Genomic DNA, 23,972 nt, shown 5'->3' with positions numbered 1-23,972 from the left:
GATGTCCCAGATGCACCGGTCGGCCGACCAGCCGACCTGCCCGAGCTGCGAGGAGCCGCTGGAGCCCGGCGACCTGTTCTGCGGCGGGTGCGGCCACGACCTGTCGGCCGTGAAGCAGCGCCCGGACGATCACCCCACGCTGGTCATGCACGGGGCGGGACAGACGGAGCCGCGCACTCCGGCCGCTCCCGCGCCTCCCGCCGCCCCGGGCACTCCGGTCGCTCCGGCGGCCGGGGTGGAGTGGCCCCCGGCCACCGGCGTGGACAGTTCGGGCACCCCCGTACCGGCCCATCTGCCGGAGGAGGTGCCGGGTCTTGACTCCACGGGGTCGCGGCTGCCCGAGCACCCGGGCGACTTCGAACTCCCCGCGCCCGCCCGGGCGTCCGCCGTACCCCCCGGCCCGTCCTCGTCGGCGCCACCGGTCCCGTCGGCCGATCCGCGGACGTCCGCCGCCGGTGTGCCGGCGCCACCGGCCGGGGCGAAGATCTGTGTGGCCTGCCGCGCGGGCCGCGTCGACACGGACGGCTACTGCGAGAACTGCGGCCACGCCCAGCCGCGCGAGCGCGACCACATGGAGCAGGAGCTGGGCTCGGTGGCCGCGGTCAGCGACCGCGGGCTGCGCCATCACCGTAACGAGGACGCGTTCGCCGTGTCGTCCGCCGCCCTGCCGGACGGTTCGCCCGCCGTGGTGGCGGTCGTCTGCGACGGGGTGTCGTCGGCGACCCGCCCGGACGAGGCGTCGGCCGCGGCCTCGGCGTCCGCCAACGAGTCGCTGCTGGGCGCCCTGGAGCGCGGTACGCATCCGCAGCAGGCGATGCACGACGCGATCGTGGCCGCCGCCGAGGCCGTCAACGCGCTGGCCACGCCGGTCGCCCCGGCGCACGAGCACCACCACCAGAACGCGCCGGCCTGCACGATCGTCGGCGCGGTCGTCGCGAACGGACTGCTGGTCATCGGCTGGATCGGCGACAGCAGGGCGTACTGGGTCCCCGACGACCGCGGCGGTCCGCCCGCCCGGCTCACCGAGGACGACTCGTGGGCCGCGCAGATGGTCGCGGCGGGCCTGATGAGCGAGGCGGAGGCGTACGCGGACGAGCGCGCCCACGCGATCACCGGCTGGCTCGGCGCGGACGCGTACGAACTGGAGCCGCACACCGCGTCGTTCAAGCCGGACCGCCCCGGTGTGGTGGTGGTCTGCACGGACGGACTGTGGAACTACGCGGAGGGCGCCGACGAGATGGCCAGGGCGCTGCCCGCCGACGCGGCGCGGCGCCCGCTGCACGCGGCCCAGGTCCTGGTCGGGCACGCGCTCGACGGCGGGGGCCACGACAACGTAACAGTGGCCGTGCTGCCGTTCGCCGTACCGGCGCAAGGGGCAGGATCCGCCTGAGTGCGGCGCGGGCCCCGCGCTGCCCCGCGCCGTCGCCGCGCCCTTCCCCGACGTCTCCCACCGACTTTTACCACCGACCTGTTCCACCGATCTATCTCACCGACTTCTCCCACGGGTCTCCGTCGTGCGGAGCGTCTAGGAGCCGATACAGATGGCGAACTTCTCCAAGTCGAACGTGCCGCAGTTCTCCGTCGACGTGTACCAGAACGCCTACCTGCCGGAGGGCGGGCGCGAGGTCAACGCGATCGTGACGGTCACGTCGACGGGCGGCGGGACCACCGGTGGCGTGCCGCTCGCCGGAGCCTCGCCGACGCCCTCCACCCTCCCCGGGCACAGCCCGAACGCGGCCGTGGTGATCATGGTCGACTGCTCGGGCTCGATGGACTACCCGCCCACGAAGATGCGCAACGCGCGCGACGCCACGGCCGCCGCGATCGAGACGCTGCGCGACGGTGTCGCCTTCGCGATCGTCGCCGGTACGCATGTGGCGAAGGAGGTCTACCCCGGCGACGGGCGGCTGGCGGTCGCCGACGCGCGCACCCGGGCGGCGGCCAAGGAGTCGCTGCGCAGACTCGGCGCGGGCGGCGGCACGGCGATCGGCACCTGGCTGCGCCTCGCCGACCGGCTGCTGGCCTCGGCCGACGTCCCGATCCGGCACGGCATCCTGCTCACCGACGGCCGTAACGAGCACGAGGCGCCGGAGGATCTGCGGGCCGCGCTCGAAAGCTGCGCGGGCCGCTTCACCTGTGACGCACGGGGTGTCGGTACGGACTGGGAGGTGAAGGAGGTCACCGCGATCGCCTCCGCGCTGCTCGGGACGGCCGACATCGTCGCGGATCCGGCGGGGCTGGCCGCGGACTTCACGCGGATGATGGAGAACGCGATGGGCAAGGAGGTCGCGGATGTCGCCCTGCGGCTGTGGACCCCCGTCGGCGTGGAGATCGTCTTCGTCAAGCAGGTGGCGCCGACGGTCGAGGAACTGACCGGCCGGCGTACGGAGTCGGGGCCGCGGGCCGGGGACTATCCGACCGGGTCCTGGGGCGACGAGTCCCGCGACTACCACGTGTGCGTACGGGTCCCGGAGGCGGGCATCGGCCAGGAGATGCTGGCCGCGCGGGTCTCGCTGATACTCCCCGCGCCGGGGGGCGGCGCCCCGGAAGTGCTGTCCCAAGGGCTGGTGCGGGCGGTGTGGACGGACGACATGGCGGCCTCCACCTCCATCAACCCCCAGGTCGCCCACTACACCGGTCAGGCCGAGCTGGCCCAGGTCATCCAACAGGGGCTGGATGCCCGCAAGTCGGGCGATTTCGACGGCGCCACCGCCAAGCTGGGGCGGGCCGTTCAGCTCGCCGCGTCCTCCGGAAACGCCGATACGGCGAAATTGCTTTCGAAGGTGGTGGACGTGGTCGATGCGGCGACAGGTACTGTGCGACTGAAGGCGAAAGTCGCGGATGCGGACGAGATGACCCTCGAAACGCGCTCCACCAAGACCGTTCGCGTCAAGAAGTAGCCAACAAGTACACCGTCCTACAGCCTTGCAACGGCCCGGTGGCCGGATCCGAGAGTGGCCTGCGGGCCCGACGAGAAAGCGGCCTGCGGGCCGGACGAGAGGAGGAAGCGCCGACATGCCGACCTGCCCGAACGGACACCAGTCGGGTTCCGAGGACTGGTGCGAGGTCTGCGGCCATCGCATGGCCGGCCCCGGCGCCCCGGCGGGCGCAGTACCGCCGCCGCCTCCCCCTCCGCCGCCCGCGCCCGGCTACGGCTACCCGCCGGGCCCCGACGCCACCGCGCAGGCGGAGCTGTGCCCGCAGTGCCGCACGCCTCGGGAGCCGATGGCCCCGTTCTGCGAGGAGTGCCGCTGGAACTTCCTGACGAACACGGCGACGTCGTACACCCCGCTGGCCCCGTACCCGGGCCCGAACAGCCCCGGCGGTCCTGGCGGTCCGGTGCCCGGGCTGAATCTGCCGCCCGGTTTCCAGGCGCAGCAGCCCACCCGGCAGCACGAGCCGTTCGAGTACCAGAGTTCGCGCCCCTCGCAGCTCAACCGGCCCGCCGAGCCCCTGTCGCCCGACCAGTCGGCGCAGCAGGCCGGTGCGCCCGCGCCGCCGCGGCCCGCGCCGGACTACGCGCGTCCGGACTACCAGCAGCAGGGCCCGCCGCCCCCGCCGCCGTACCAGCAGGGGCCGCCACAGCCGTCGCCGTATCAGCAGGACGGGTCGCCGTCGGCGCCGCATCTGCCGGTCTCGCCGGTCTTCCAGCACTCCTCCGCTCCCCCGGCCCCTGCCCCGTCGCAGCCGCAGCAGAGCGGCGAGGACGACTGGATGCTGCCGCCGCCCTCGTCCTCGGCTCCCCAGTCGCACGCGCCGCAGGGCCCGCAGGAGTCCCAGCGGCACGAACCGCCGCAGCAGTACCAGCCCGCGGCGAGCTGGACGGCGGTCGTCGGTCCCGACCGTGACTACTTCATGGCGATGATGCAGCGCAGCGGCCCCGAGGCCACCGGGCTGAATCTGCCGGCGTACTCCCCCGAGCAGCGTCTGTCGCTGACCGGCAACCAGATCGCGATCGGCCGCCGCCGGCACTCCACCGGCGAGTCCCCCGACATCGATCTGTCCGTGCCGCCGGAGGACCCGGGGGTCTCGCACCAGCACGCGGTCCTGGTCCACCAGCCGGACGGAAGCTGGGCGGTCGTCGACCAGAACTCGACCAACGGCACGACGCTGAACGGCGCCGAGGACCCGATACAGCCCTTCGTCCCCGTCCCGCTCAAGGACGGCGACCGGGTGCACGTCGGTGCCTGGACGACGATCACGATCCGCCGCGACTGACCCGGCCGGACCACCCTGACCCGGGACCGTCGTCCTGGCCGAGCGGCCAGACGTACGGTCCCGCCGGGTCGTCCAGCCAGGCCCACTGGCCGTCCCCGGTGAGGGTGACGCCGTACCGCTCCCGCGCCGGGCGCCCCTCGCGCTCCCAGAGCGAGAGCGCCTCGCGCGGATCGAGCCGTCCCGAGGTCAGGGTCAGCAGGAAGCGGAACAGCTCGTTCTCGCTCGCGCGCCGCGGCAGCCCGCCGAGGGGGCGGTACGGTCCCGCCCGGCCGGCCGGGACGCCCCGCAGCGGTACGAAGTACGCGGCGGTGTGCAGGAAGCGCCCCTCCGCGTACCGCCCGCGCGGCGCGTCGGTGACCCGCAGCGCGATCAGCCCGGTGGCGAGCGGGGCCAGGATCCGCGCCCCGGGGCGCGACTGGGCCGTCCAGGCCCGGGGCACCGACGGCAGGGTGCAGGTCGCGATGATCCGGTCGAACGGCGCGCGCTCGGGGCAGCCGCGCGCCCCGTCGCCGGTGACGACGGCGGGCCGGTAACCGGCCTCGGCGAGATGGGTACGGGCCGATTCGGTGATCTCCGGTTCCAGATCGACGGTGGTCACGTGCGCGTCGCCGAGCCGGTGGGCGAGCAGCGCCGCGTTGTAGCCGCTGCCCGCGCCGATCTCCAGGACCCGGTGCCCGTCCCGTACGTCCAGCTCCACCAGCATGCGGGCCATCAGGGAGGGCTGGCTGCTGGACGAGATCAGCTCGCCGTCGCGCACGCGGGTGGCGAGCGGGGCGTCCGCGTACGCGCCCCTCAGCCAGCGCCGGCGCCGTACGGGGTCGGGATCGCCGCACCAGAGCCGGTCCCAGCCGCCGGGCCTGCTGGTGAAGTAGTACGGGACGAAGAGATGGCGCGGCACCTCCTCGAACGCCGCCCGCCAGGCGGGATCGTCCAGCGCCCCGGTCGCCGCGATCTCCCGGACCAGCCCGGCGCGCGCCTCGGCGGCGGTCGCGTCGTCGGGACGGTACGGGTCGACCGGGTGTGCGCCCATCTCTCCACTGTCCTGGCTGGGCGCCCGGGAAGCGAGCGGACCCGCGGGCCGGGTGGGGTGTCTCGGACAGTGTGGTCGGACCGTGTGCCGGACAGGACCTAGGCCTCGGGTCCTCGGTCGCCGCGTCTGAGACGATGGACGGGTGAACGATATTCCGCACGGCACGCTTCAGGAGCAGACCTTCTACGAGCAGGTCGGCGGCGAGGAGACCTTCCGACGCCTGGTCCACCGCTTCTACCAGGGGGTCGCCGAGGACCCGCTGCTGCGGCCGATGTACCCGGAGGAGGATCTGGGCCCGGCCGAGGAGCGCTTCACGCTCTTCCTCATGCAGTACTGGGGCGGCCCGCGCACCTACAGCGACCAGCGCGGTCACCCCCGGCTGCGGATGCGGCACGCCCCGTTCGCGGTGGACAGCGCCGCGCACGATGCCTGGCTGCGGCACATGCGGGTGGCGCTCGACGAGCTGGGGCTGTCGGAGGCGCACGAACGGCAGCTCTGGGAGTACCTGACGTACGCCGCCGCGTCGATGGTGAACACCGCCGGCTGAGGATCCCGTACGGGACGGCGGCGCTCGGGCCGGGGCAGAGACCTCAGGCCGGGGTGACCGTCAGGCCGCCGAGCCCGGCCCGCCGTACCGCGATCGAGCCGTACGCCGTACGGAGCCGGAGCCAGCTCCCGGACTCCAGCAGCGCCGGCGGCTCCTCGGGGGCGGCGCCCGCGGGCACCAGCGCGCGCACCGGGCGCAGGAAGCCCAGCGACTGCGCGGCGTGCACGGCCCGCAGCGGCAGATGGGTGTCGCCGAGGGTGCGGGACCAGATCTCCCGGCCGATCCGGTCGCGCGCGGCGCGCGTCCGGTCGCCGGGCGCCAGCTGCTCGTCCCTGGCGCGGAACTCCGCGACCGCCCCGGCCAGCGCGCGCCGTATGGCCTCCGCGCCGGGGAGCCCGGGTACCTGGCGCCAGCCGCCGCGCGGCGGCAGCACCCCGGCCCACGGCGGGCCGGTGACGGCCGTCGGCACGACCGCCGTACGCGCGCTGTCCTCGGCCGAGGAGACGGGGTCGGCGGAGGCGAGGTCGGCGGGGCCGGCCGGAACGGACGGCGCGTCGATGGAGTCGAGGAGTTCCCCGGCGGAGACGGTGACGTCCAGCGGGGCCGCCGCCCGTGGCGTGTACGGGGCGCCGAGCCGGGCCGTACGGATGGCGAGCACCTCGAAGGACGCGGGGCGGCCGAAGACCGCGAGCGCGCCGCCGCCCGCGCCCCCGCCGGCCTGGAGCCGGACGGCGGCGGCGCGGTCGTAGTGGATCAGCCGCGCGAGGAAGGCGCCGAGGTCGGCGGCCTCCCGCGCGTCGGCGAATTCCAGGGTTCTGACGGACAGGGTCATGCCGCGAGCGCGTCCTCGTCGTCCAGGTACTGCAGGAGGTACGACTTCTCCTCGGCGGTGATCCGCCGAGGTCTGCCCGCTTCCAGGTCGTAGGGCACGACGACCGTCGCGGCCCGTACGTACACCTGGTCACCGTCCTTGATCTCGTACGCGATCGTCAGCGACGCCGCGTTGATCTTCGTCACCCAGGACTCGATGGTCACCGGCTGGTGCCGGTGGACCAGCGGGAGCTTGTAGTCGATCTCGTGCCGGGCGACCACGGATCCGCCGGAGAAGGACGGTGAGCCGTTCCCCGGCGCCAGCCGGAACATGAAGTCGACGCGGGCCTCTTCGAGGTAGCTGATGAAGACCGCGTTGTTGACGTGCCCGAAGGCATCCATGTCCGACCAGCGCAGGGGGCAACTGTAGGTATGACGGGCCATCTCAGCCCCGCGTGAGCTTCTTGTAGGTGGCGCGGTGCGGGCGGGCGGCGTCGGCGCCGAGCCGCTCGACCTTGTTCTTCTCGTACGACTCGAAGTTGCCCTCGAACCAGAACCACTTGGAGTCGCCCTCGTACGCCAGGATGTGCGTGGCGACGCGGTCCAGGAACCACCGGTCGTGGGAGACGACCACGGCCGCGCCCGGGAACTCCAGCAGCGCGTTCTCCAGCGAGGACAGGGTCTCGACGTCGAGGTCGTTCGTCGGCTCGTCGAGGAGGAGCAGGTTGCCGCCCTGCTTGAGGGTGAGCGCCAGGTTGAGGCGGTTGCGCTCACCGCCGGAGAGCACCCCGGCGGGCTTCTGCTGGTCCGGGCCCTTGAAGCCGAAGGCGGAGACGTAGGCGCGCGAGGGCATCTCGACATGGCCGACGTTGATGTAGTCCAGCTCGTCCGAGACGACCGCCCACAGCGTCTTCTTCGGGTCGATGTTGCCGCGGCCCTGGTCGACGTAGCTGATCTTGACGGTGTCGCCGACCTTGATGGTGCCGGAGTCCGGCTCCTCGAAGCCCTGGATCATCTTGAACAGCGTGGTCTTGCCGGCGCCGTTCGGGCCGATGACCCCGACGATGCCGTTGCGCGGGAGCGTGAAGGACAGGTCGTCGATGAGGACCTTGTCGCCGAACGCCTTGGAGAGGTTCTCGACCTCGACCACGACACTGCCGAGCCGCGGGCCCGGCGGGATCTGGATCTCCTCGAAGTCCAGCTTCCGCATCTTGTCCGCCTCGGCGGCCATCTCCTCGTAACGGGCCAGCCTGGACTTGGACTTGGCCTGCCGCCCCTTCGCGTTGGAGCGGACCCACTCAAGCTCTTCCTTGAGCCGCTTCGCCCGCTTGACGTCCTTCTGGCCCTCGACCTTGAGACGGGTCTGCTTGGTCTCCAGGTACTTGGAGTAGTTGCCCTCGTAGCCGTGGAGACGGCCGCGGTCGACCTCGCAGATCCACCCGGCGACGTTGTCGAGGAAGTACCGGTCGTGGGTGACGGCGACGATGGTGCCGGGGTACTTGGCGAGGTGCTGCTCCAGCCACTGCACGGACTCGGCGTCCAGGTGGTTGGTGGGCTCGTCGAGGAGAAGCAGGTCGGGGGCTTCGAGCAGCAGCTTGCAGAGCGCGACGCGACGGCGCTCACCACCGGAGAGGTTGGTGACGGGCCAGTCGCCGGGCGGGCAGCCGAGCGCGTCCATGGCCTGTTCGAGCTGGGTGTCCAGGTCCCACGCGTTGGCGTGGTCGAGGTCCTCCTGGAGCTTGCCCATCTCCTCCATCAGCGCGTCCGAGTAGTCGGTCGCCATCAGCTCGGCCACTTCGTTGAAGCGGCGGAGCTTGCCCATGATCTCGGCGGCGCCGTCCTGGACGTTCTGCAGCACGGTCTTCGACTCGTCGAGTTCCGGCTCCTGGAGGAGCATGCCGACGGTGTACCCCGGGGACAGGAACGCGTCGCCGTTGGACGGCTGCTCCAGACCGGCCATGATCTTCAGGATGGTGGACTTGCCGGCGCCGTTGGGTCCCACCACACCGATCTTCGCGCCCGGCAAGAAGCTCTGCGTCACATCATCGAGGATGACCTTGTCGCCGTGCGCCTTACGCGTCTTGCGCATCGTGTAGATGTACTCAGCCAAGAGAAACCGTCCGGCAATCGAGAAGGGCCAATGTGCGGCTCCGCCGCGTGAGGGCAGATACACCCCATCTTGCCTGACGTCCATCCCCCGAAGGAAACCAGTACCGCTACGCGGACAGCCTCCCCGGCCGGTTTCCGGGGGCCTGCGCGCGCCGTACGGACGTGGCCCCCGGGACGTCCGCGCGTCCTGGGGGCCACCACCTGCGACGGGTCACTCCGTGCCCGCCGGTGTTCACTCTCCGGCGGAGGGGCCGTTCTTCCTGCGGAGGAAGTAGACGGCTCCGCCGCCGACGACGACGAGGGCGATGGCGACGCCCGCGATGACCGGGGTGGCGGCCGAGGAGCCGGTCGCGGCGAGGTCGCCCGTGGCGGTGGTGGCGCCGGTGACGCCCGCCGTTCCCATGGTGTCCGCCGAGGAGCCGCCGGCCGAGGCCGGGAGGGGCTGCCCGGAGGCCCGCTGGGTGACGATCTCGGAGTCGCCGGTGGTCACGCAGTCCAGGACGCCGTCGAAGGTCTTCGAGAACCCGCCGGATCCGGTGACGGTGATGCCGTACGTCTCGTCCTCGCCGACCGGGACGACGACCGTGGTGGTCCCGCCGGGCGTGACGGAGTGCTCCTCGCCGGCGATCTCGAAGACGAACGGCTCGTCGCCCGCGTTGGCGGCGGTGATGTCGACGCCGCTCTCGGCGCAGTTCTTGCGCGCGGTGACCGCGGGTATCGGGCCCCCCTTGGCCCAGTTGGCGGTCGCCGTCGCGGAGACGGTGGAGTCGCTGGACCCGGCGAGGATCTGGGTCTGGCTCCTGGTCACCCCGGCGAAGGCGCGGCCGACGGGCACGGAGGTGGTGGCCTGCACGCCCAGGGAGGCGGTGCCGTCGGCGGCGTCCTCGGGGACGTCGAAGTACAGCTCGGTGCCGTCGGCCGCGGTGGTGACGGGCGCCCCGGCCCGGTCGGTGATCCGGATGCCGCTGGCGGCGGCGTCGGCGGGCGGCGTCACCGTGACCCCGGCGGCGTCCGTGCGTACGGTCACGGGGCCGAGCCGCTCCCCGGCCCTGCCGGAGACCACGCCGGGCTCCAGGGTGAGCGACGCCTTGGGCTCGGCGCTGTCCTGGGCGCTCTTCTCCAGCCAGTCGGCGAGCTTCTCGGCGGCGGGGTCGCTCGCGTCGACGTCGGCGCCGTCCGAATACCGCCAGATCGCGACCTGGGTGCCGGCGGCGGCGGTCTTCTCGGTCAGCGGTCCGGTGCCCGCGGTCTCGGCGAGCGCCGCGAGGTCGTCGATCTGGGGGTACGAGTGCTCCAGGATCCAGCGGATCCGGCCCGCGTCCTTGTTGGCACCGAGCGAGGTCTCGTCCCAGGGGGTCTCGCGGTACTTCGCCTGGTCCTGCGTGGGGTTGTGTATGTCGATGCAGTACGTCTTGAGCTTGCCGCCGCCGTCGACGGTCATCTCGAAGAGCCCGGCGGGCAACTGCTGGTCCCTGCCGTCCGCGTGGAGCACGGCCTCGCCGTAGGTCTTCAGGCCGTCGAGGGTCGCGGCGGCGCCCCCCTGGTGCTGGGAGCCGTCGTCGGCCACGGCGGTACCGGCACCGGTCAGCGAGGTCAGCGCGACCAGACCCGAAGCGAGAACCGCGGCGGCGAGACGGGCCGCGCCCCGCCGCCGCGCGGATGACTCAGATATCGCAGAAAACACAGAATTCCCCTTCGGGCGAGGTTCTTTCGCGTGGAACGCGTGGGGGGTTGCCTCGCCTGCAGACTCAAGTGCCCAGTGAGTACTCGCGAATCCTATGGACGACAAGAACCGCGGAAGGCCGCCCGGCCACCGGGACAACCGTTCCGCATCGGAATCGTTATCCAGTGGCCGATACACACATGGAAGGTGACCGAGAGTATCGACAGATCTCCACAACCACCTCTCAGGAAGCGGGAGTCGGAACGGCGGCCGTACCGGCCGGGGCCGGGGACGGCGGTCCGTGCCACAGGTCATCCCCCTTCCCCGGCGTCTCCGGCGCCGTCTCCTTCCGCTCCGCAGCGCCGCCGTGACCCACGGTCAGGGACGGGGCCGTCCTGGTCACACGCCTGAACGCGGAGGTCCCCCGCGTCAGGTCGTGCCCCACCGCCACCGCGTCGATCTCCACGGACGTGCGCCACTGCCCCTCCCGCTCGTCCTCCCGCACCCGCAGCCTGCCGTGCACCACGAGCGGTTCACCCACCGAGACCGAGGCCGCCAGATTGGCGCCCAGAGCCCGGCGCGCCCACACCGTGTAGAAACTCGTGGGCCCGTCCGTCCAGGCGCCGCGCGCCCGGTCCCAGCGGCGCGTGGTCGCCGCGAATCGGAACCGGGCCGCCCCGCCCGTGTCCGACTCCCTGAATTCCACCCGCGTGGCGACATTCCCCACCAGCGTTACCACCGTGTCGTTCATAATCTGCCTCCCGTCCGGCCGCATTCGACTGATCCCATGCTGGCCCGGACGGCAAGAATGTGCTGACGCCTGTGTATTACCTGTCAGTTGTGGAAAACTCCGTCACCCGATCCGGTGAGGGCCGACAACCGATCCGGTGACCGCCCGGCCACCGCGCAGGCGCCCGCTCGCCCACGCGTGAGCCCTCTCAGCCGCCCGCCCGGGAGACCGTGACGTACTGCTCCCGCACCTCCCGATAGCGCATCAGCTCCGCCGAGATCGGGTCGAGCACCTTCGCCCGTCCGCACCCGGCCGCCGCCTCGCGCAGCCGCCGCTCGGCGTCCTGCCCGTACCGCCGCGCGGGCCCCCGCGCCGCCGCGCCGCACGCCCACTCGACGAACGGGCCGCCCACGATCCCCGCGAGCATCACCAGGACGGGCGGCAGCAGCCCCGGTTCCAGTACGCCGATGATCTGGCCCACCAGCCAGAGCGCGCCGAAGATCTGGAGCAGCGTCATGGACGCCTGGGCCAGTACGGCCACGGGCCACCAGGCCGGGCGCGGCGGCCGGCCCGGGGGCGGGCCGGCCGTCACGGCCAGTTCGTCCAGTTCCTCGGGCAGCCCTTCCGCGCCCCGTACGGCCGCCTCGCGCACGGAGTGCGCCCACGGCTCGGGCAGCCCGGCGGACGCCTCCTCCACGACCGTGCGTACGGCCTGTTCGACGCGCTGGCGCGCCGTCAGCTCGTCCTCCACGACGGCCGGGGCGTCCGGGGTCCCGCCACCGCCCGGGGTGCGGGTCTTCTCGTACCACCGCCACAGGCGCAGCCATGGTGTGCCGCACGCGCGCCCGGCGTTCCTGTGCCACTCGCGCTCCGCCGTCTGGCCCGCGGCCACGGCGCCGACGGCCCAGGCGAGCCGGTCGGTGAACTGCTCGCGGGAGCGCTCACCGAGCCCGGCGCGCCCCTCGGCGACGTACGCGGAGCGCAGCTTCACGGCCGCGGCGTCCACGTCGGCGGTCAGCCGCAGCGCCGCGGCGCCGCGCTCCTGTACGAACCGTCCGAGCAGGTCGCGCAGTTCGCCCACGCCCTGTCCCGTCAGCGCGGAGACCGCGAGGACGGTGGCGCCGGGCTCGCCGTGTTCGCCGAGGGCCATGCCGTCGTCGTCCAGGAGACGGCGCAGATCGTCGAGTACCTGGTCGGCGGCGTCGCCGGGGAGCCGGTCGATCTGGTTGAGGACGACGAAGGTGATCTCGGCGTGCCCGGCGAGCGGTCGCAGATAGCGCTCGTGGAGCGCGGCGTCCGCGTACTTCTCGGGGTCCACGACCCAGATGACGGCGTCGACGAGGGCGAGCACCCGGTCCACCTGGTCGCGGTGGCGTACGACGGCCGAGTCGTGGTCGGGGAGGTCGACGAGGACGAGACCGTGCAGTTCCTCGTCGCCGTCGCCGCCCGCGAGGGGCCTGCGGCGCAGCCGTCCGGGGATGGCGAGCCGGTCGAGCAGCCCGGCCGCGCCGTCGGACCAGGTGCAGGCGATGGGGGCGGAGGTGGTGGGCCTGCGCAGTCCGGTCTCGGAGATCGGCACTTCGGCGAGCGCGTTGAACAGTGTCGACTTGCCGCTGCCCGTGGCGCCCGCGATGGCGACGACGGTGTGGCGCGAGGAGAGCCGCTGCCGTGCCGCCGCCTCGTCCAGGACGCGGCCGGCCTCGGCGAGGACGGCGCCCTCGACGCGGGTCCTGGACAGCCCGACCAGCTCGCCCAGCGCGTCGAGGCGGACCCGCAGCGGGCCGCCGTAGGCCCCGCCGATGGGTGTGTGCGCCTCACTGTCGCCCTGGGAGGCCCCGGGAAGCTCCTCCAGCCCCTCCAGGCCGTCCAGTCCGTCCAGGCCCTCCGTGGCGCCCTTCCCGGCGGCGCGGCGGGCGATCAGGCCGTCGTCCCAGGCCCCGGCGGAGTCGGCAGGGGCCCCGGTGGCTCCGGTGGCTCCGGCGGGCTTCTTCCCAGCCGCGGGGGCCTCCGGGGCGCCCTCGGTCTTCGCGTCCTTGACGTCCTTCGCGTCGGTCACGTGGATCACCTTTCCCTCTGGAGTACGGACAGTGCGGCGATCAACTCGGCCTGCGGCTCCGGGCTCACCTCAAGTGCGTCGAGGGGGGCCAGCCGCCGGTCGCGTTCCCCGTGCAGTACGCGGTCGATGTACGTCGTCACCAGTTCGCCGCCCCGGTCGCGCAGCCGCAGCGCCCCCTGCGCCCCGATGCGTTCGGCGAGCCGTTCCCCGGCGAGCCGGGCCCGCCGGCCGCCGAGCAGGGCCGCCGCGAGGAGGGCGGCCACGGTCTCGGCGTCGGGCGCGGCGCTGCGCTCGTGCTGCCGCACCTCCTCCTCGGCCAGTTCCTCCAGGACGCGGCGCCAGCGGCGTACGGCCATCCCGACACGCTCCACGGCCTCCCCGTCCGGTCCCGGCACCGGCAGCGCCCCGGCCGCCGGTTCACGGCGCCAGGCCGTCTCCACGCGCTCGTCGGCGGCGGCGACGGCGCACTGGAGGAGCGCGCCGAGGCTCTCCACGAGCGAGTCGAGCAGTTCCCGCGAGGAGCTGTCCCTCGGATGGCCGCGCCACCGGGTCCGCGCGTCCCCGGCGAGGACGGCGCCGCGCTGGAGCTGGCGCCGTACCCGCTCCCCCTCGGCCGCGTACGCCTCCTCCACGGCGCTCGTCAGCCGTACGGAGGCGGCGTACTGCGCGGCGACCGCCCCCGCCAGCTCCGGCATGCGCGCGTTGAGCGAGTCGATGACCCCGGCCGCCGTACGGACGAGGGCCTGCTGGCGGGCGGCCGGGTCCTGCACCCGGTGGGCCAGCCAGGCGAGCAGCGGCGCGACGGCGGTGGTGGGCAGCAGCCCGCGGCCTGCGCCGGCCGACTCGGGCAGTTCGGGGATGGTGAACCGCGGTACGTCGCCGAGCCCGGCGCGCTTGAGGAGGGCCCCGTACTGCCGGGACACCTCGTCGAGCACCTGGTGGGGCACCCGGTCCAGGACGGTGACCAGGGACGCGTCGTACTCCTTCGCGGTACGCAGCAGGTGCCACGGCACGGCGTCCGCGTACCGCGAGGCGGTGGTCACCATCACCCACACGTCGGCGGCGCAGATCAACTCCGCCGCGAGCAGCCGGTTCTCCACCACGAGCGAGTCGATGTCGGGCGCGTCGAGCAGGGCGAGCCCCCGGGGCAGCGCGACGGCGGTGTCGATGCGCAGCGCGTTCTGCCCCGCGCCGGGCGCGCCGTCGGCGCCCGTGCCGGTTGCGGGGTCCTCCTCCTGCTGGGGCAGCCAGACGCGGGTGAGGTGCGGGAGCACCCGCATACCGGCGAACCAGTGGTGGTCCTCGGGATGACAGACGAGTACCGGGGTACGTGTGGTGGGGCGCAGCACCCCCGCTTCGCTGACCCGCCGCCCCACAAGGGAGTTGACCAGCGTGGACTTTCCGGCCCCGGTGGATCCGCCGACGACCACGAGGAGGGGCGCCTCGGGGTCCCGGAGTCGCGGCAGCAGATAGTCGTCGAGCTGCGCCAGCAGTTCGGCCCGGGTCTGCCGGGCGCGTGGTGCCCCGGTGAGGGGCAGTGGAAGACGCACGGCGGCGACACGGTCGCGCAGTGCGGAAAGTGCGTCGATCAACTGGGGCCGTACGTCCAAGGTCACCACATGCGAAGAATGCCCAATTTTGGAGCCTTTTTGAAGCGTATGGACATCTCTGCGCGCCGATTACACTTCGGGACAGACGGGACGAGTGGGGCGCAGGCATAACGAGTGCACAACACCCGGGGCGCCGGAGCCCAAAAGCGATGCACGAATCGCACCTGCCTGCGATTATCGGTTCGCTTCACTGAACCTCCACAACGTGCCACGCACGTGAAGCAACCGGGTCAGGGTGATCGGAGCCCTATCCTTGTCCCGGCAAGGTCACGGAACCCCCCACAAGGGGCTCCAGGTCACCGAGGCCACGTTCGGCCCCCGTAGCTCAGTGGATAGAGCAGGTGCCTTCTAAGCACTTGGCCGCAGGTTCGAGTCCTGCCGGGGGCGCTCTTCTACGCGCGGTGCACGGCCCTCCCGACCGGGAGGGCCTTTGCGCAGGTCGCCGCAGCCTACCGAGGGCGCTGTAGTGACGGCGTAAGGTCGACGGCCTCGCCCGGGGCTTACGCGGACGGCCGGACGGTACGCGCGGGACCGCACCCAGGGGGCGGTACCCGCCGGACACGGTCACCGCCGACGACGCACCGGCTCCCCCGCTCCCCGGCGCGCTCACCGCCCGCCGCCCCCGCCGCCCCGCCGCATGACGAGCCGGGCCGTGACCCGGGGCGCGCCCCCGCCTTGCCGCCATTTTCCTTTTCCGAAGGAAACTCATGGACTTTTCGAGATGCCCCGAACCATCCGGAGAATCATGCGGAAACCGAGGGAACTTTTCCCTCTCCCCGGTGGTCCTACCCCATGACCAGTGATCCGCGGGAATCCGATGCCGCGGAGCCGAACCACGGGGAAGGTTCCCTCACATGCGCGCCCGCGTCCGCCCGGCACTCGTCGCCCCCGCCGCCTCCGCCCCGACCCCACCCCCGCACAGGGCGACCAGGCCAACCGGCCCGGCACGGACCGACCCCGCACGGACCGGCCCCGCGCCACCCGTCCCACCCCGCCCCACCCCCAAAGAATTTGTCTTCGGAAACGCCGGTTGCCAGGAGGAACGGGCAGCGAACGAACGGGAAGCGGGCGCGAGAGGCGTTGTTCCCGCCCGTCACCCACGCCACCGGATCGGATCCACCGAACTTCCTGGATTGTTCACCCATATGCTCCGCTACCGCCTCCCCGGCGGTCCGAGTGCCGCGACTGGAAAACGACGGCCTGTCCAGGCCGACACGCTCGCCATGTGCATCCATCGAGATTCGCATAAACCCAGATCAACGAAGACGGGCCATTTCGGTCAGCCCCGGACCGTCTTCGCACCGGGACGGGCCGACCGGTCCCACCGCACCCCGTATCACCCGGTGCCGGACACACCCTCCGAGAGCTGCCCTTTCACGCGGGCCGTCGGCCGCCGGGGCGGCGCCCGTTCGGAGTCGGCCACGTCACGGGGCAAGGGATTCGGTCATCTGCGCTGTCCGGGCGGACCTTCAGCGCCTATTCGGGCGTTGCGGCAGAACATTTGCGCAACGTGGCGGACTCTCACCCTGCGGTGGCGCGATATCCCGCATAGAACGTCGAGAACGAGCCAAGTTCGCAGCCGAGGGATCGAAGCTTTCGCGCTGGGACGCCTTACCTACGAGTAGGGCTGCATTATCGCTGAGTACCGGAGTGATCTCATCGTGAATCCGGGCCGGCAGTGGTGTTCGTGCGTGCCGCCGTCCGCTGGGGCGGTGGTACCACCGCATGGGGGGCTGACCTGGAGGGGAGGCGTTCCGTGTGCCCACTCTTCGGTCGCATCAGGAAGGCAACGGACGGCAATTGCAGATCAATCTTCTCGGACCGATGGAAGTAATCGATGACGGGGTACAGGTCCGGATACCCGGAGAGAAGTTACGCTCGATCATGGCGGCCCTCTCCTTGTCGGTGGGCCGCTCCGTTTCGCGGAGTGAACTCATCGACGAACTATGGGGTGAAGAGCCCCCGAACAGCGCCGAAAATTCACTGCACGGCCATATTGCCCGGCTCAGAAGGGTGTTGGTCGCACACGGAGGGAAGGCCGCACTGCGCAATGTCATCCAGACCTCGCCGACCGGGTACGTCCTGGAGCTGGCCGAAGAGGACGTCGACGCATCGCGGCTGCTCCACCTGGTGGCCCGCGCCGACGCGGCAAGCGCGGACAACCCCAGGGAAGCCGTCGACCTGCTGAACGAGGCGGTGTCCCTGTGGCGCGGCCCGGCCCTGATAGACGCCGGGCACGGAATGATCTGTCAAGTGGCGTACACCCAACTGGAGGAGGTCAGACTGGGAGCGTACGAAAGGCTCTTCGACATCCGTCTCCGGCTGGACCACCCCAGGGCGGTCATCCCCGGGCTGGAACAGCTGCACGCCAGGTACCCGCTGCACGAACGGTTCTGCGAGCAGCTCATCACCGCGCTCTACCTCTCGGGCCGGCAGGCCGACGCGCTCAACACGTACCACCGCACCCGCGAGTACCTGTCGCAGCATTTGGGGCTGCAGCCCGGACACGGGCTGCGCGACACGTTCCAGGACATCCTCCGTCAGGCGCCCCACCTGACGAGGTCGACGTCCGGGGAAAGGGTCACACCGATTTCGTGACCCGCAGGATCTGCCAGATGGCCCCCAGCCGCGCCCGCCCGTGGAAGGCCAGGTATTCGGGGGACACGAGCTGGGGGCCCCACTTCTCCTTGTAGGCGAGCTGGCTGGCCGCGGGATAGACCTTGTCACCGTGGTCGGCCAGCAGCCGCATGATCTTGCGGGTGCCCTTGCTGGCCCCCGCCGGATCGTGCTCCTCGGAGAGTCCGGTGAACGGGGTGAAGCCGAAGTGCAGCCACTCCGCCTCCTCCTGGCGGAACAGCTCCAGCGCGGTGAGGTTGATGGCCTCCATCACACCGGGCGGCGCGTCCGGGAGCCGGCGGCTGAGGTCGTGCAGCCACCCGGGACGTGAGCCGTACGCGGGCGAGTACGAGATGTACGCGATGGGCACCCCGTCGAGCCGGCCCAGCATCAGCCGGCGCGCGTGCTGCACGGGCCCGCCCAACTCGCCCACCAGGAACTCGATCTCCTTGACGTGACGGCCCTTGCTCCGCAGCCAGGCCCCGTCGATGCCGGCTATCTCCGCCGCGCACTCCTCGTGGGAGACCTCCGTCACCTCAAGACCGCTGCGCCGGGCCCGCGAGATCTTGTTACGGAGTTTCATGAAACGGGTGCCGCGCAGGGCGAATTCCGGCAGGTGCACCGAATACGACGAACCGACCTGATTGACCGTGAAACCACAGCGGACGTAAAGGTCGACGTCCGAGGTGAGGAGCTGTACGGCCACGGCCTTGCGGCGCCGCCGGCGCGCATGGTCGAGGAACGCCTTCAGCAGCGCCTCCCGCTGCTCCGGCGGGGCGTGGACACCACCGAACTGGATCAGGTACGAGCCCGCCTCGCGATAGGCGACGACGCCGTCCAGCGACGGGTCGGTGAAGTACGCGTTACCGGAGTTGAGCGCGAGGAAGGCGCTGGGGTTATCGCCGTCCTTGCGGAGCCTTTCCAGAACGTCGAGCACTTCTTGGTCGGATACCTCTCCGCTGCGCGTCGTCATCTCACTCCCGTTGCCTGATGCGTCGAGTTGCGGGGCCGAGTGCCCGGTGCCGTGCCCCGCAGACTGTCCGGCATCCCTCTTCCATTTCCCTGAAACGCCCGTCTCAGCGCGGTCTCAGCGGCGTCTCAGCGCCGTCTCCGGGGATTTTCAGGGGGGTCTGTGATGGTCGTAACCACCACTTGGAACTGCGAACTTTCCCGTCACCGGATGGGAAATGGAGAGCGGAGGGGCTGCGTGAGCAGCGAAATCGCGACGCCTTCGGTGTCAGGAAAAGAAGATTCCGGAGCACCTCGCCCGGAAGTCCCCACCTACCTTTCCCTCATTGACGGAAAGAACGTTCCGAGCGGGTCCTGGGTATACGTGGTCGACTCGGACGCCCTGCTCGACGACGCGTTTTCCACGCTCACCCTGAAGCGGAAGCTGGAGAGCGGGCGCATGTCCGCGGAGAACCTGCCGGCCACCATCGTCGGCCGGGTGGCGCGGGCCGACCGCCAGACCACGGACCTGGCGGTCGAGGCGGCGGCAGCGGCGGCCGGGCCCTGGTCCGCGTTCCCCCCGGAGGTCCGGATCGAGCGGTTCGGCGCCCTGCTGTACCGCAGGCTCGTCGAGCAGGCCGATCAGATCACCGAGGTGCTCGTACGCGAAGGGCACCCGCTCGCCCTGGCCCGCTGGCAGGTGTCCGGGGCCCTGGAGGTCTTCGGACCCGAATCGCTGGGCTTCTACCGGAGCCAGATGCTCCAGGAGTACCGGCGCGGGGAGCGGACGATCTCCGTACGCCGCCGCCCCGACGGGGTGGTCTGCCTCAACCCGCCGCAGAACGCACCGCTGTCCAGCGCGCTGCTCGGCGTGACCGCGATCATGGCCGGCAACGCCCTCGTCGTACGGGCGCCCCGCAGCGCCCCGCTGGGGGCGATGTACGTGCTGCAGGAGGTCGTGGCCCCGGTCCTGGCGGAACTGGGCGCCCCTCCCGGCACCCTCGGTGTGGTGTGCGGCGACCCGGCCCCGATGCTGGACGCCTGGCTGGAGAGCCCGCTCGTCGACGACATCATGTACTTCGGCAGCAGCGAGAACGGCATGCGCTTCCAGGAGCGGTGCATCGCGGCGGGCAAGAAGCCGATCCTCGAACTGGCCGGCAACGACATCGTGCTGGTGTGGAAGGACGCCGATCTGGACCTGGCGGCCGAGGCCATCACCGAGAGCTTCTACGGCTCCGGCCAGCTCTGCATGATCCCCAACCAGGTGGTGGCACACCCGGAGATCGCCGACCACCTGATCGCCCTGCTGGCCGAGAAGGCCGGACGGATCAGGCCGGGCCGGTCGTCGCAGGAGGGCGTCCTGCTCACCCCGGTGCTGCGCAACGAGAAGTTCTTCTCGTGTCTGCGCGACGCCCTCGACCACGGCGCCGAGCTGGTGTGCGGCGGGCACGCGATGCAGGAGGACGGCAGCCGCGACACGGCCGGCATCTTCCTCGAACCCACGGTCGTGAAGGTCCGGGGACTGGCGGGGGCCCGGGAGGTCCAGGCCGTCCGCGAGGAGACGTTCTTCCCGCTGCTCCCGGTGATCGTGGCCGAGCCCGCACCCGACGAGGTGCTGCTGGAGCGGTTCATCGACTTCGTCAACAGCAACGCCTACGGGCTGCGGAACTCGGCGTGGGCCCGGGACCCCGAGGTGGTCGACCGGATCGTCACCCGGATCACCCAGGGCGGGCTGCTCAAGGTCAACGACTCCCACATCGGGTTCCTGCCCTACCTGCCGACCCACGGCGGGACCGGACTCACCGGGGGCGTGTTCGGCGAGGCCAACTACCCGATCCTGCGGACCTCCCACATCCAGGGCGTGAGCGTCTCCACCGGCACGCGCCCCTCCGAAGCCGTGTTCGGCGCCTGGAAGGCCCTTCAGGCCGCAGCCGCCGCCGAAGCTGAAGCCGCAGCCGCCGAACACTGACCGCCGGAACACCTGACCGCCGTAACACCGACCGCACCCCGTGGCGGGCCGCCGCCGTACAGGAGCCCCCGTACGCGGCCGTCCGCGCGCCCACCAGCCATCCCGAACAGAACTGAGGAGGATCCATGCGCTCGTTGGAAGCCGCACGCGAGACGTGCGAATCGTTCCTGCCCGGCCTGCTCGATCAGCTCTCCGGCACGTCGCTGGAAGAGCTCGAAGCGCCGAAGAACCCCGCCCTCGACCACTTCCGCAAGGCCGGCGGCCCCGGCCTCCTGATCCCCAAGACGTACGGCGGTGCGGGCGCCGACCCGCTCCAGGCCCTCGGCGTCACCCGGGCCCTGGCCTCCAAGGCGCCGTCCCTGGCGATCGCCACCACGATGCACCACTTCTCGGTGGCGACCCTGTTCACCCTGGCCGAGTCCATCCAGAGCAGCGGCATGGAGTGGGCGCTGCTCGAAGGCATCGCCGAACAGCGGCTGCTGGTCGCCTCGGGCTTCGCCGAGGGCAGGCCGGGCCGGGGCATCCTCTCGCCGATGATGACGGCGACGAAGGCCGACGGCGGCTATGTGATCAACGGCGCCAAGAAGCCGTGCAGCCTGTCGCACTCGATGGACCTGCTCACCGCGAGCGTGGCGCTGCCCACCGACAGCGGCGAGCCGCGGATGTCGGTGCTGCTGATCCCCCGGCAGACCGAGGGCATCAGCGTCCACCCGTTCTGGGGAAGCCGTACCCTCGCGGGCGCCGAGAGCGACGAGGTGCGTCTCACGGACGTCTTCGTCGACGAGCAGCTCATGATGCACACCGAGCCGGGCGACGCCGGGAACCTGGACGACCTCCAGACCGTCGGGCTGATCTGGTTCGAACTGCTCATCTCCGCCTGCTACCTCGGCATGGTCAGCGGACTGGTCGAGCGGGTCGTCGACGGCAAGCGGGGCAGCGACTCCGACCGTGCCCGGGTGCTCACCCGGCTGGAGACGGCCGCCCTGCTGCTGGAGGGCACCGCCCGCATGATCAGGGACGGCGAGACCGGCAACACGGGGCTGGCCAGCACGCTCGTCGCCCGCTACGCCGCCCAGGACGCGCTGGGCGACGCGCTGAACCAGGCGGTCGAACTGCTCGGCGGCTCCGCCTTCATCTCCTCCTCCGACGTGGCCTACCTGGCCGGCGCCGCCCACGGTCTGTCCTTCCACCCGCCGTCGCGGTCGAGCTTCACCGGTCCGTACCTGGACCACGTCGCGGGCGACCCGCTGCGTCTGACCTGATGAGGGAGATCCATGACAACGACACCCACGCTTCCGTCGACCCTGCCCCCTGCCTCCCCCGCCACCCCGTCCGTCCTCGGGCGTGAGGAGCTGGGGAAGCTCTACCGGGCCCGTCTGAGCAAGGGCCGGGCGACGCTCGGCGAACTGTTCGGCGGACACATCGAGGTGGCCTCGCAGGGCGCCTGGGTCACCACCTCGGAGGGCAGGAACTTCCTGAACTGCGGTGGTTACGGCGTCTTCCTGTCCGGCGCCCGGCACCCCACCGTCATCCGGCATGTCGCCGAGCAGTTGGCCACCCACCCCGTGGCCACCCGCCTCTTCCTCGAACCCCAGGTCGCCCTGGCCGCCGACGCCCTGGTGGCGGTCGCGCCGGCCGGACTGGAGCGGGTCCACTTCGCCGGCTCGGGCGCGGAGGCCGTCGAGACGGCGATCAAGCTGGCCCGCACCCGGGGCCGCAAGCGGCTGATCGCCACGGAGAACGGCTACCACGGCAAGACCATGGGCGCGCTCAGCCTCACCGGCAAGAGCGTCTTCCAGGACCCGTTCCGGCCGCTGCTGCCCGAGACCAGCCATGTCCCGTTCGGCGACGCCGCCGCCCTCGAACCGCTGCTGGCGGCGGCCCCCGGCGAGGCGTGCGTCTTCATCGAGCCGGTGCAGGGCGAGGCCGGTGTGGTGATCCCGCCGCAGGGCTACCTGCGCGCGGTGCGCGACCTGTGCGACCGGTACGGGGCCTACCTCGTCCTGGACGAGATCCAGACCGGTCTGGGCCGGCTGGGCACCTGGTGGGGCGCCGACCGTGAGGGCATCTCCCCCGACATCCTGCTCGTCGGCAAGGGGCTCAGCGGGGGCGTCGTCCCGGTGTCGGCCGTCGTCGCCACCCGGGAGGCGTTCGGCGCCTTCGACCGGGACCCGTATCTGCACACGTCCACGTTCTCCGGCGCCCCGCTGGCGATGGCCGCCGTACGCGGATCGCTCGCGGCGATGCACGAGGACGACCTCGTGGCCCGCTCCCGCGATCTGGGCGCCGAGATCCTGCCGGAGCTGGACCGTATCGTCAGGTCGCACTACGGCGCCGCCGTGCGTGAGGTGCGGGGCCAGGGGCTGCTGCTCGGGATCGAGTTTGCCGATCCGGGCCCGGCGGGCGATCTGCTCATCGAGCTGATCATGAACGGCGTCATCGCCAACCACTCGCTCAACTCGCACCTCGTCCTGCGCTTCACCCCTCCCGCGGTGCTGACCAGGGCCGACCTGGACTTCTTCTACGAGGCGGTCGACCGCGCGTGCCGCGCGCAGGGCGCCAGGTACGCACCCACAGCAGAAGGCGGCAACATCCATGCGTAGCGTTCAAGTGATCATCCGTGTCCATGACGTCGACGCGGCGGCGGCGTTCGAGCGGGTCGGAGCCTTCAACCGGTACGCCGAACTGTCCGACGTCATCCGCTCCGTGACGTCCCGCCAGGTGAACGGGACGGAAGAGGTCAGCGACTGGGACGTCTACTTCCGCAACGGCATCCTGAGCTGGAGCGAGACCGACCTGTTCGACCGGGACAACCTGACCATCACCTTCGAGCAGATCGACGGTGACTTCGCCGAGTTCGCCGGCGTGTGGCGGCTCACCGCGGACGGCCAGGACTGCCTGGTCGACTTCAGCGCCGAGTTCGACTTCGGCATCCCCAGCCTCGCGGGCATCCTGGACCCGGTCGCCGAGCGGGTCTTCAAGGAGACCATCGCCCGGGTCGTCATCAGCATCTTCGGCGGCAACGCCTCCGTGGTCGGCGACGAGGCGGTCGCCCGCGCCGTCGCCGAGGTGACGGGGGCGCCGGCCACCGCCGTGTCCGGGGCGCGCTGATGGACGGGAAGAACCTCTTCGAGACGCAGACCACGTACCGGCTGATCCGGCTGGAGTACGGGCTCGGTCTGGTCATCGCCGCGGCCTTCTTCTTCGCGAACATCGGCGAGGTCAGGTGGATCCCGGCGATCGCGCTGTTCGTCTACATCGACCTCATCGGCTACATCCCCGGGGCCATCGCCTACCACCGCTCCACGACCAAGCGGATCCACCGGGGCTACTACGTCGCCTACAACGTGATGCACAGCCTGGCCACCCAGACGCTCGTGGTGCTCGCGTGGATCTGGCTGTGGGGCCCCGAGTGGGCGCTGCTGGTCATCCCCATCCATCTGTTCGGGGACCGTGCGCTGTTCGGCAACTTCCTGAAGCCGTTCGCGCTGGACTTCGAACCGGTGGCCCATCCCGCGTACTCCCGTTTCACCGACCAGTTCGCCGCCACGCCCGCCACGCCCGCCACCCACCCCGAACCGGCCGGCGGAGTGACCACCGCCGCCGGGCAGCCGCAGGGAAGCTGACGGACCCACCGGCACCGCGCCGGCACACCGGCACACCGGC

19 protein-coding genes and 1 tRNA gene are annotated in these 23,972 nt (G+C 71.7%); 11 read left to right on the top strand and 9 right to left on the bottom strand.

Annotation, left to right across the window (positions count from 1 at the left end):
• Window position 1 precedes the first annotated feature (1 nt).
• The 3 genes from ACIBJC_RS19315 to ACIBJC_RS19305 all read left to right on the top strand — a co-directional run bounded on the left by ACIBJC_RS19315 (window position 2) and on the right by ACIBJC_RS19305 (window position 4,218).
• Entirely contained in the window at window positions 2-1,390 is a 1,389-nt protein-coding gene (locus ACIBJC_RS19315; RefSeq protein WP_399293734.1) for a protein phosphatase 2C domain-containing protein, read from the top strand.
• 151 nt (window positions 1,391-1,541) lie between these two features.
• Window positions 1,542-2,900 carry a VWA domain-containing protein gene (locus ACIBJC_RS19310; RefSeq protein ID WP_399293731.1) on the top strand — a complete coding sequence of 453 codons (1,359 nt, stop codon included), beginning with the start codon at window positions 1,542-1,544 and terminating at the stop codon, window positions 2,898-2,900.
• Window positions 2,901-3,015: 115 nt separating this feature from the next.
• On the top strand, window positions 3,016-4,218 hold the full coding sequence (locus ACIBJC_RS19305) for an FHA domain-containing protein (protein WP_399293728.1): 1,203 nt from the start codon (window positions 3,016-3,018) through the stop codon (window positions 4,216-4,218).
• Here ACIBJC_RS19305 and ACIBJC_RS19300 read toward each other — a convergent pair.
• Complete coding sequence (locus ACIBJC_RS19300) at window positions 4,199-5,248, bottom strand: methyltransferase domain-containing protein (RefSeq protein ID WP_399293725.1); 1,050 nt, start codon at window positions 5,246-5,248, stop codon at window positions 4,199-4,201. The genes ACIBJC_RS19305 and ACIBJC_RS19300 overlap by 20 nt on opposite strands.
• A 142-nt stretch (window positions 5,249-5,390) precedes the next feature.
• On the opposite strand from ACIBJC_RS19300, the gene ACIBJC_RS19295 reads away from it, so the two are divergent.
• Window positions 5,391-5,795, top strand: coding sequence for a globin (locus ACIBJC_RS19295; protein WP_399293722.1), 405 nt, complete (start codon window positions 5,391-5,393; stop codon window positions 5,793-5,795).
• 43 nt (window positions 5,796-5,838) lie between these two features.
• On the opposite strand, the gene ACIBJC_RS19290 is transcribed toward ACIBJC_RS19295, so the two are convergent.
• The 7 genes from ACIBJC_RS19290 to ACIBJC_RS19260 all read right to left on the bottom strand — a co-directional run bounded on the left by ACIBJC_RS19290 (window position 5,839) and on the right by ACIBJC_RS19260 (window position 14,773).
• A complete protein-coding gene (locus ACIBJC_RS19290) occupies window positions 5,839-6,627 on the bottom strand; it encodes a hypothetical protein (RefSeq protein ID WP_399293720.1) in 789 nt (262 codons plus the stop codon).
• Window positions 6,624-7,049 carry a thioesterase family protein gene (locus ACIBJC_RS19285; RefSeq protein ID WP_329827051.1) on the bottom strand — a complete coding sequence of 142 codons (426 nt, stop codon included), beginning with the start codon at window positions 7,047-7,049 and terminating at the stop codon, window positions 6,624-6,626. The genes ACIBJC_RS19290 and ACIBJC_RS19285 overlap by 4 nt, the downstream gene beginning before the upstream one ends.
• A gap of 1 nt (window position 7,050) precedes the next feature.
• Entirely contained in the window at window positions 7,051-8,715 is a 1,665-nt protein-coding gene (ettA, locus tag ACIBJC_RS19280) for an energy-dependent translational throttle protein EttA (RefSeq protein WP_399293718.1), read from the bottom strand.
• 231 nt (window positions 8,716-8,946) lie between these two features.
• On the bottom strand, window positions 8,947-10,398 hold the full coding sequence (locus tag ACIBJC_RS19275) for a Cys-Gln thioester bond-forming surface protein (protein ID WP_399293715.1): 1,452 nt from the start codon (window positions 10,396-10,398) through the stop codon (window positions 8,947-8,949).
• A gap of 223 nt (window positions 10,399-10,621) precedes the next feature.
• A complete protein-coding gene (locus ACIBJC_RS19270) occupies window positions 10,622-11,128 on the bottom strand; it encodes a single-stranded DNA-binding protein (protein WP_399293712.1) in 507 nt (168 codons plus the stop codon).
• Window positions 11,129-11,315: 187 nt separating this feature from the next.
• The gene (locus ACIBJC_RS19265; RefSeq protein ID WP_399293709.1) at window positions 11,316-13,172 is read right to left on the bottom strand and encodes a GTPase; all 1,857 of its coding nucleotides are present in this window, start codon (window positions 13,170-13,172) and stop codon (window positions 11,316-11,318) included.
• Window positions 13,169-14,773 carry a dynamin family protein gene (locus ACIBJC_RS19260; RefSeq protein ID WP_399294257.1) on the bottom strand — a complete coding sequence of 535 codons (1,605 nt, stop codon included), beginning with the start codon at window positions 14,771-14,773 and terminating at the stop codon, window positions 13,169-13,171. Before ACIBJC_RS19260 ends, ACIBJC_RS19265 begins: the two co-directional genes overlap by 4 nt.
• A 314-nt stretch (window positions 14,774-15,087) precedes the next feature.
• Between ACIBJC_RS19260 and ACIBJC_RS19255 the strand changes: the two genes are divergently transcribed.
• A tRNA-Arg gene (locus ACIBJC_RS19255) sits at window positions 15,088-15,160 on the top strand.
• A gap of 1,371 nt (window positions 15,161-16,531) precedes the next feature.
• Entirely contained in the window at window positions 16,532-17,371 is an 840-nt protein-coding gene (locus ACIBJC_RS19250) for a BTAD domain-containing putative transcriptional regulator (protein ID WP_399293706.1), read from the top strand.
• Here ACIBJC_RS19250 and ACIBJC_RS19245 read toward each other — a convergent pair.
• Window positions 17,355-18,362, bottom strand: coding sequence for a bifunctional lysylphosphatidylglycerol flippase/synthetase MprF (locus tag ACIBJC_RS19245; protein WP_399293703.1), 1,008 nt, complete (start codon window positions 18,360-18,362; stop codon window positions 17,355-17,357). The two genes, ACIBJC_RS19250 and ACIBJC_RS19245, sit on opposite strands and share 17 nt — an antisense overlap.
• 207 nt (window positions 18,363-18,569) lie before the next feature.
• Here ACIBJC_RS19245 and ACIBJC_RS19240 point away from each other — a divergent pair, with 207 nt between their 5' ends.
• The 5 genes from ACIBJC_RS19240 to ACIBJC_RS19220 all read left to right on the top strand — a co-directional run bounded on the left by ACIBJC_RS19240 (window position 18,570) and on the right by ACIBJC_RS19220 (window position 23,932).
• Complete coding sequence (locus ACIBJC_RS19240) at window positions 18,570-20,306, top strand: aldehyde dehydrogenase family protein (protein ID WP_399293702.1); 1,737 nt, start codon at window positions 18,570-18,572, stop codon at window positions 20,304-20,306.
• A 125-nt stretch (window positions 20,307-20,431) separates the two neighbouring features.
• Entirely contained in the window at window positions 20,432-21,568 is a 1,137-nt protein-coding gene (locus tag ACIBJC_RS19235) for an acyl-CoA dehydrogenase family protein (protein ID WP_399293700.1), read from the top strand.
• Window positions 21,569-21,580: 12 nt separating this feature from the next.
• On the top strand, window positions 21,581-22,909 hold the full coding sequence (locus ACIBJC_RS19230) for an aspartate aminotransferase family protein (protein ID WP_399293698.1): 1,329 nt from the start codon (window positions 21,581-21,583) through the stop codon (window positions 22,907-22,909).
• Entirely contained in the window at window positions 22,902-23,417 is a 516-nt protein-coding gene (locus ACIBJC_RS19225; RefSeq protein ID WP_399293696.1) for a type II toxin-antitoxin system RatA family toxin, read from the top strand. Before ACIBJC_RS19230 ends, ACIBJC_RS19225 begins: the two co-directional genes overlap by 8 nt.
• The gene (locus tag ACIBJC_RS19220; RefSeq protein WP_399293694.1) at window positions 23,417-23,932 is read left to right on the top strand and encodes a hypothetical protein; all 516 of its coding nucleotides are present in this window, start codon (window positions 23,417-23,419) and stop codon (window positions 23,930-23,932) included. Before ACIBJC_RS19225 ends, ACIBJC_RS19220 begins: the two co-directional genes overlap by 1 nt.
• The last annotated feature ends 40 nt before the right edge of the window (window positions 23,933-23,972 follow it).

Source organism: Streptomyces sp. NPDC050509 (genome assembly GCF_044457965.1).
In the GTDB taxonomy this organism is placed as follows: Bacteria; Actinomycetota; Actinomycetes; order Streptomycetales; family Streptomycetaceae; genus Streptomyces.
Note: the sequence above shows the minus strand (reverse complement) of the source record. Positions and strands in the feature narration are given on the sequence as shown.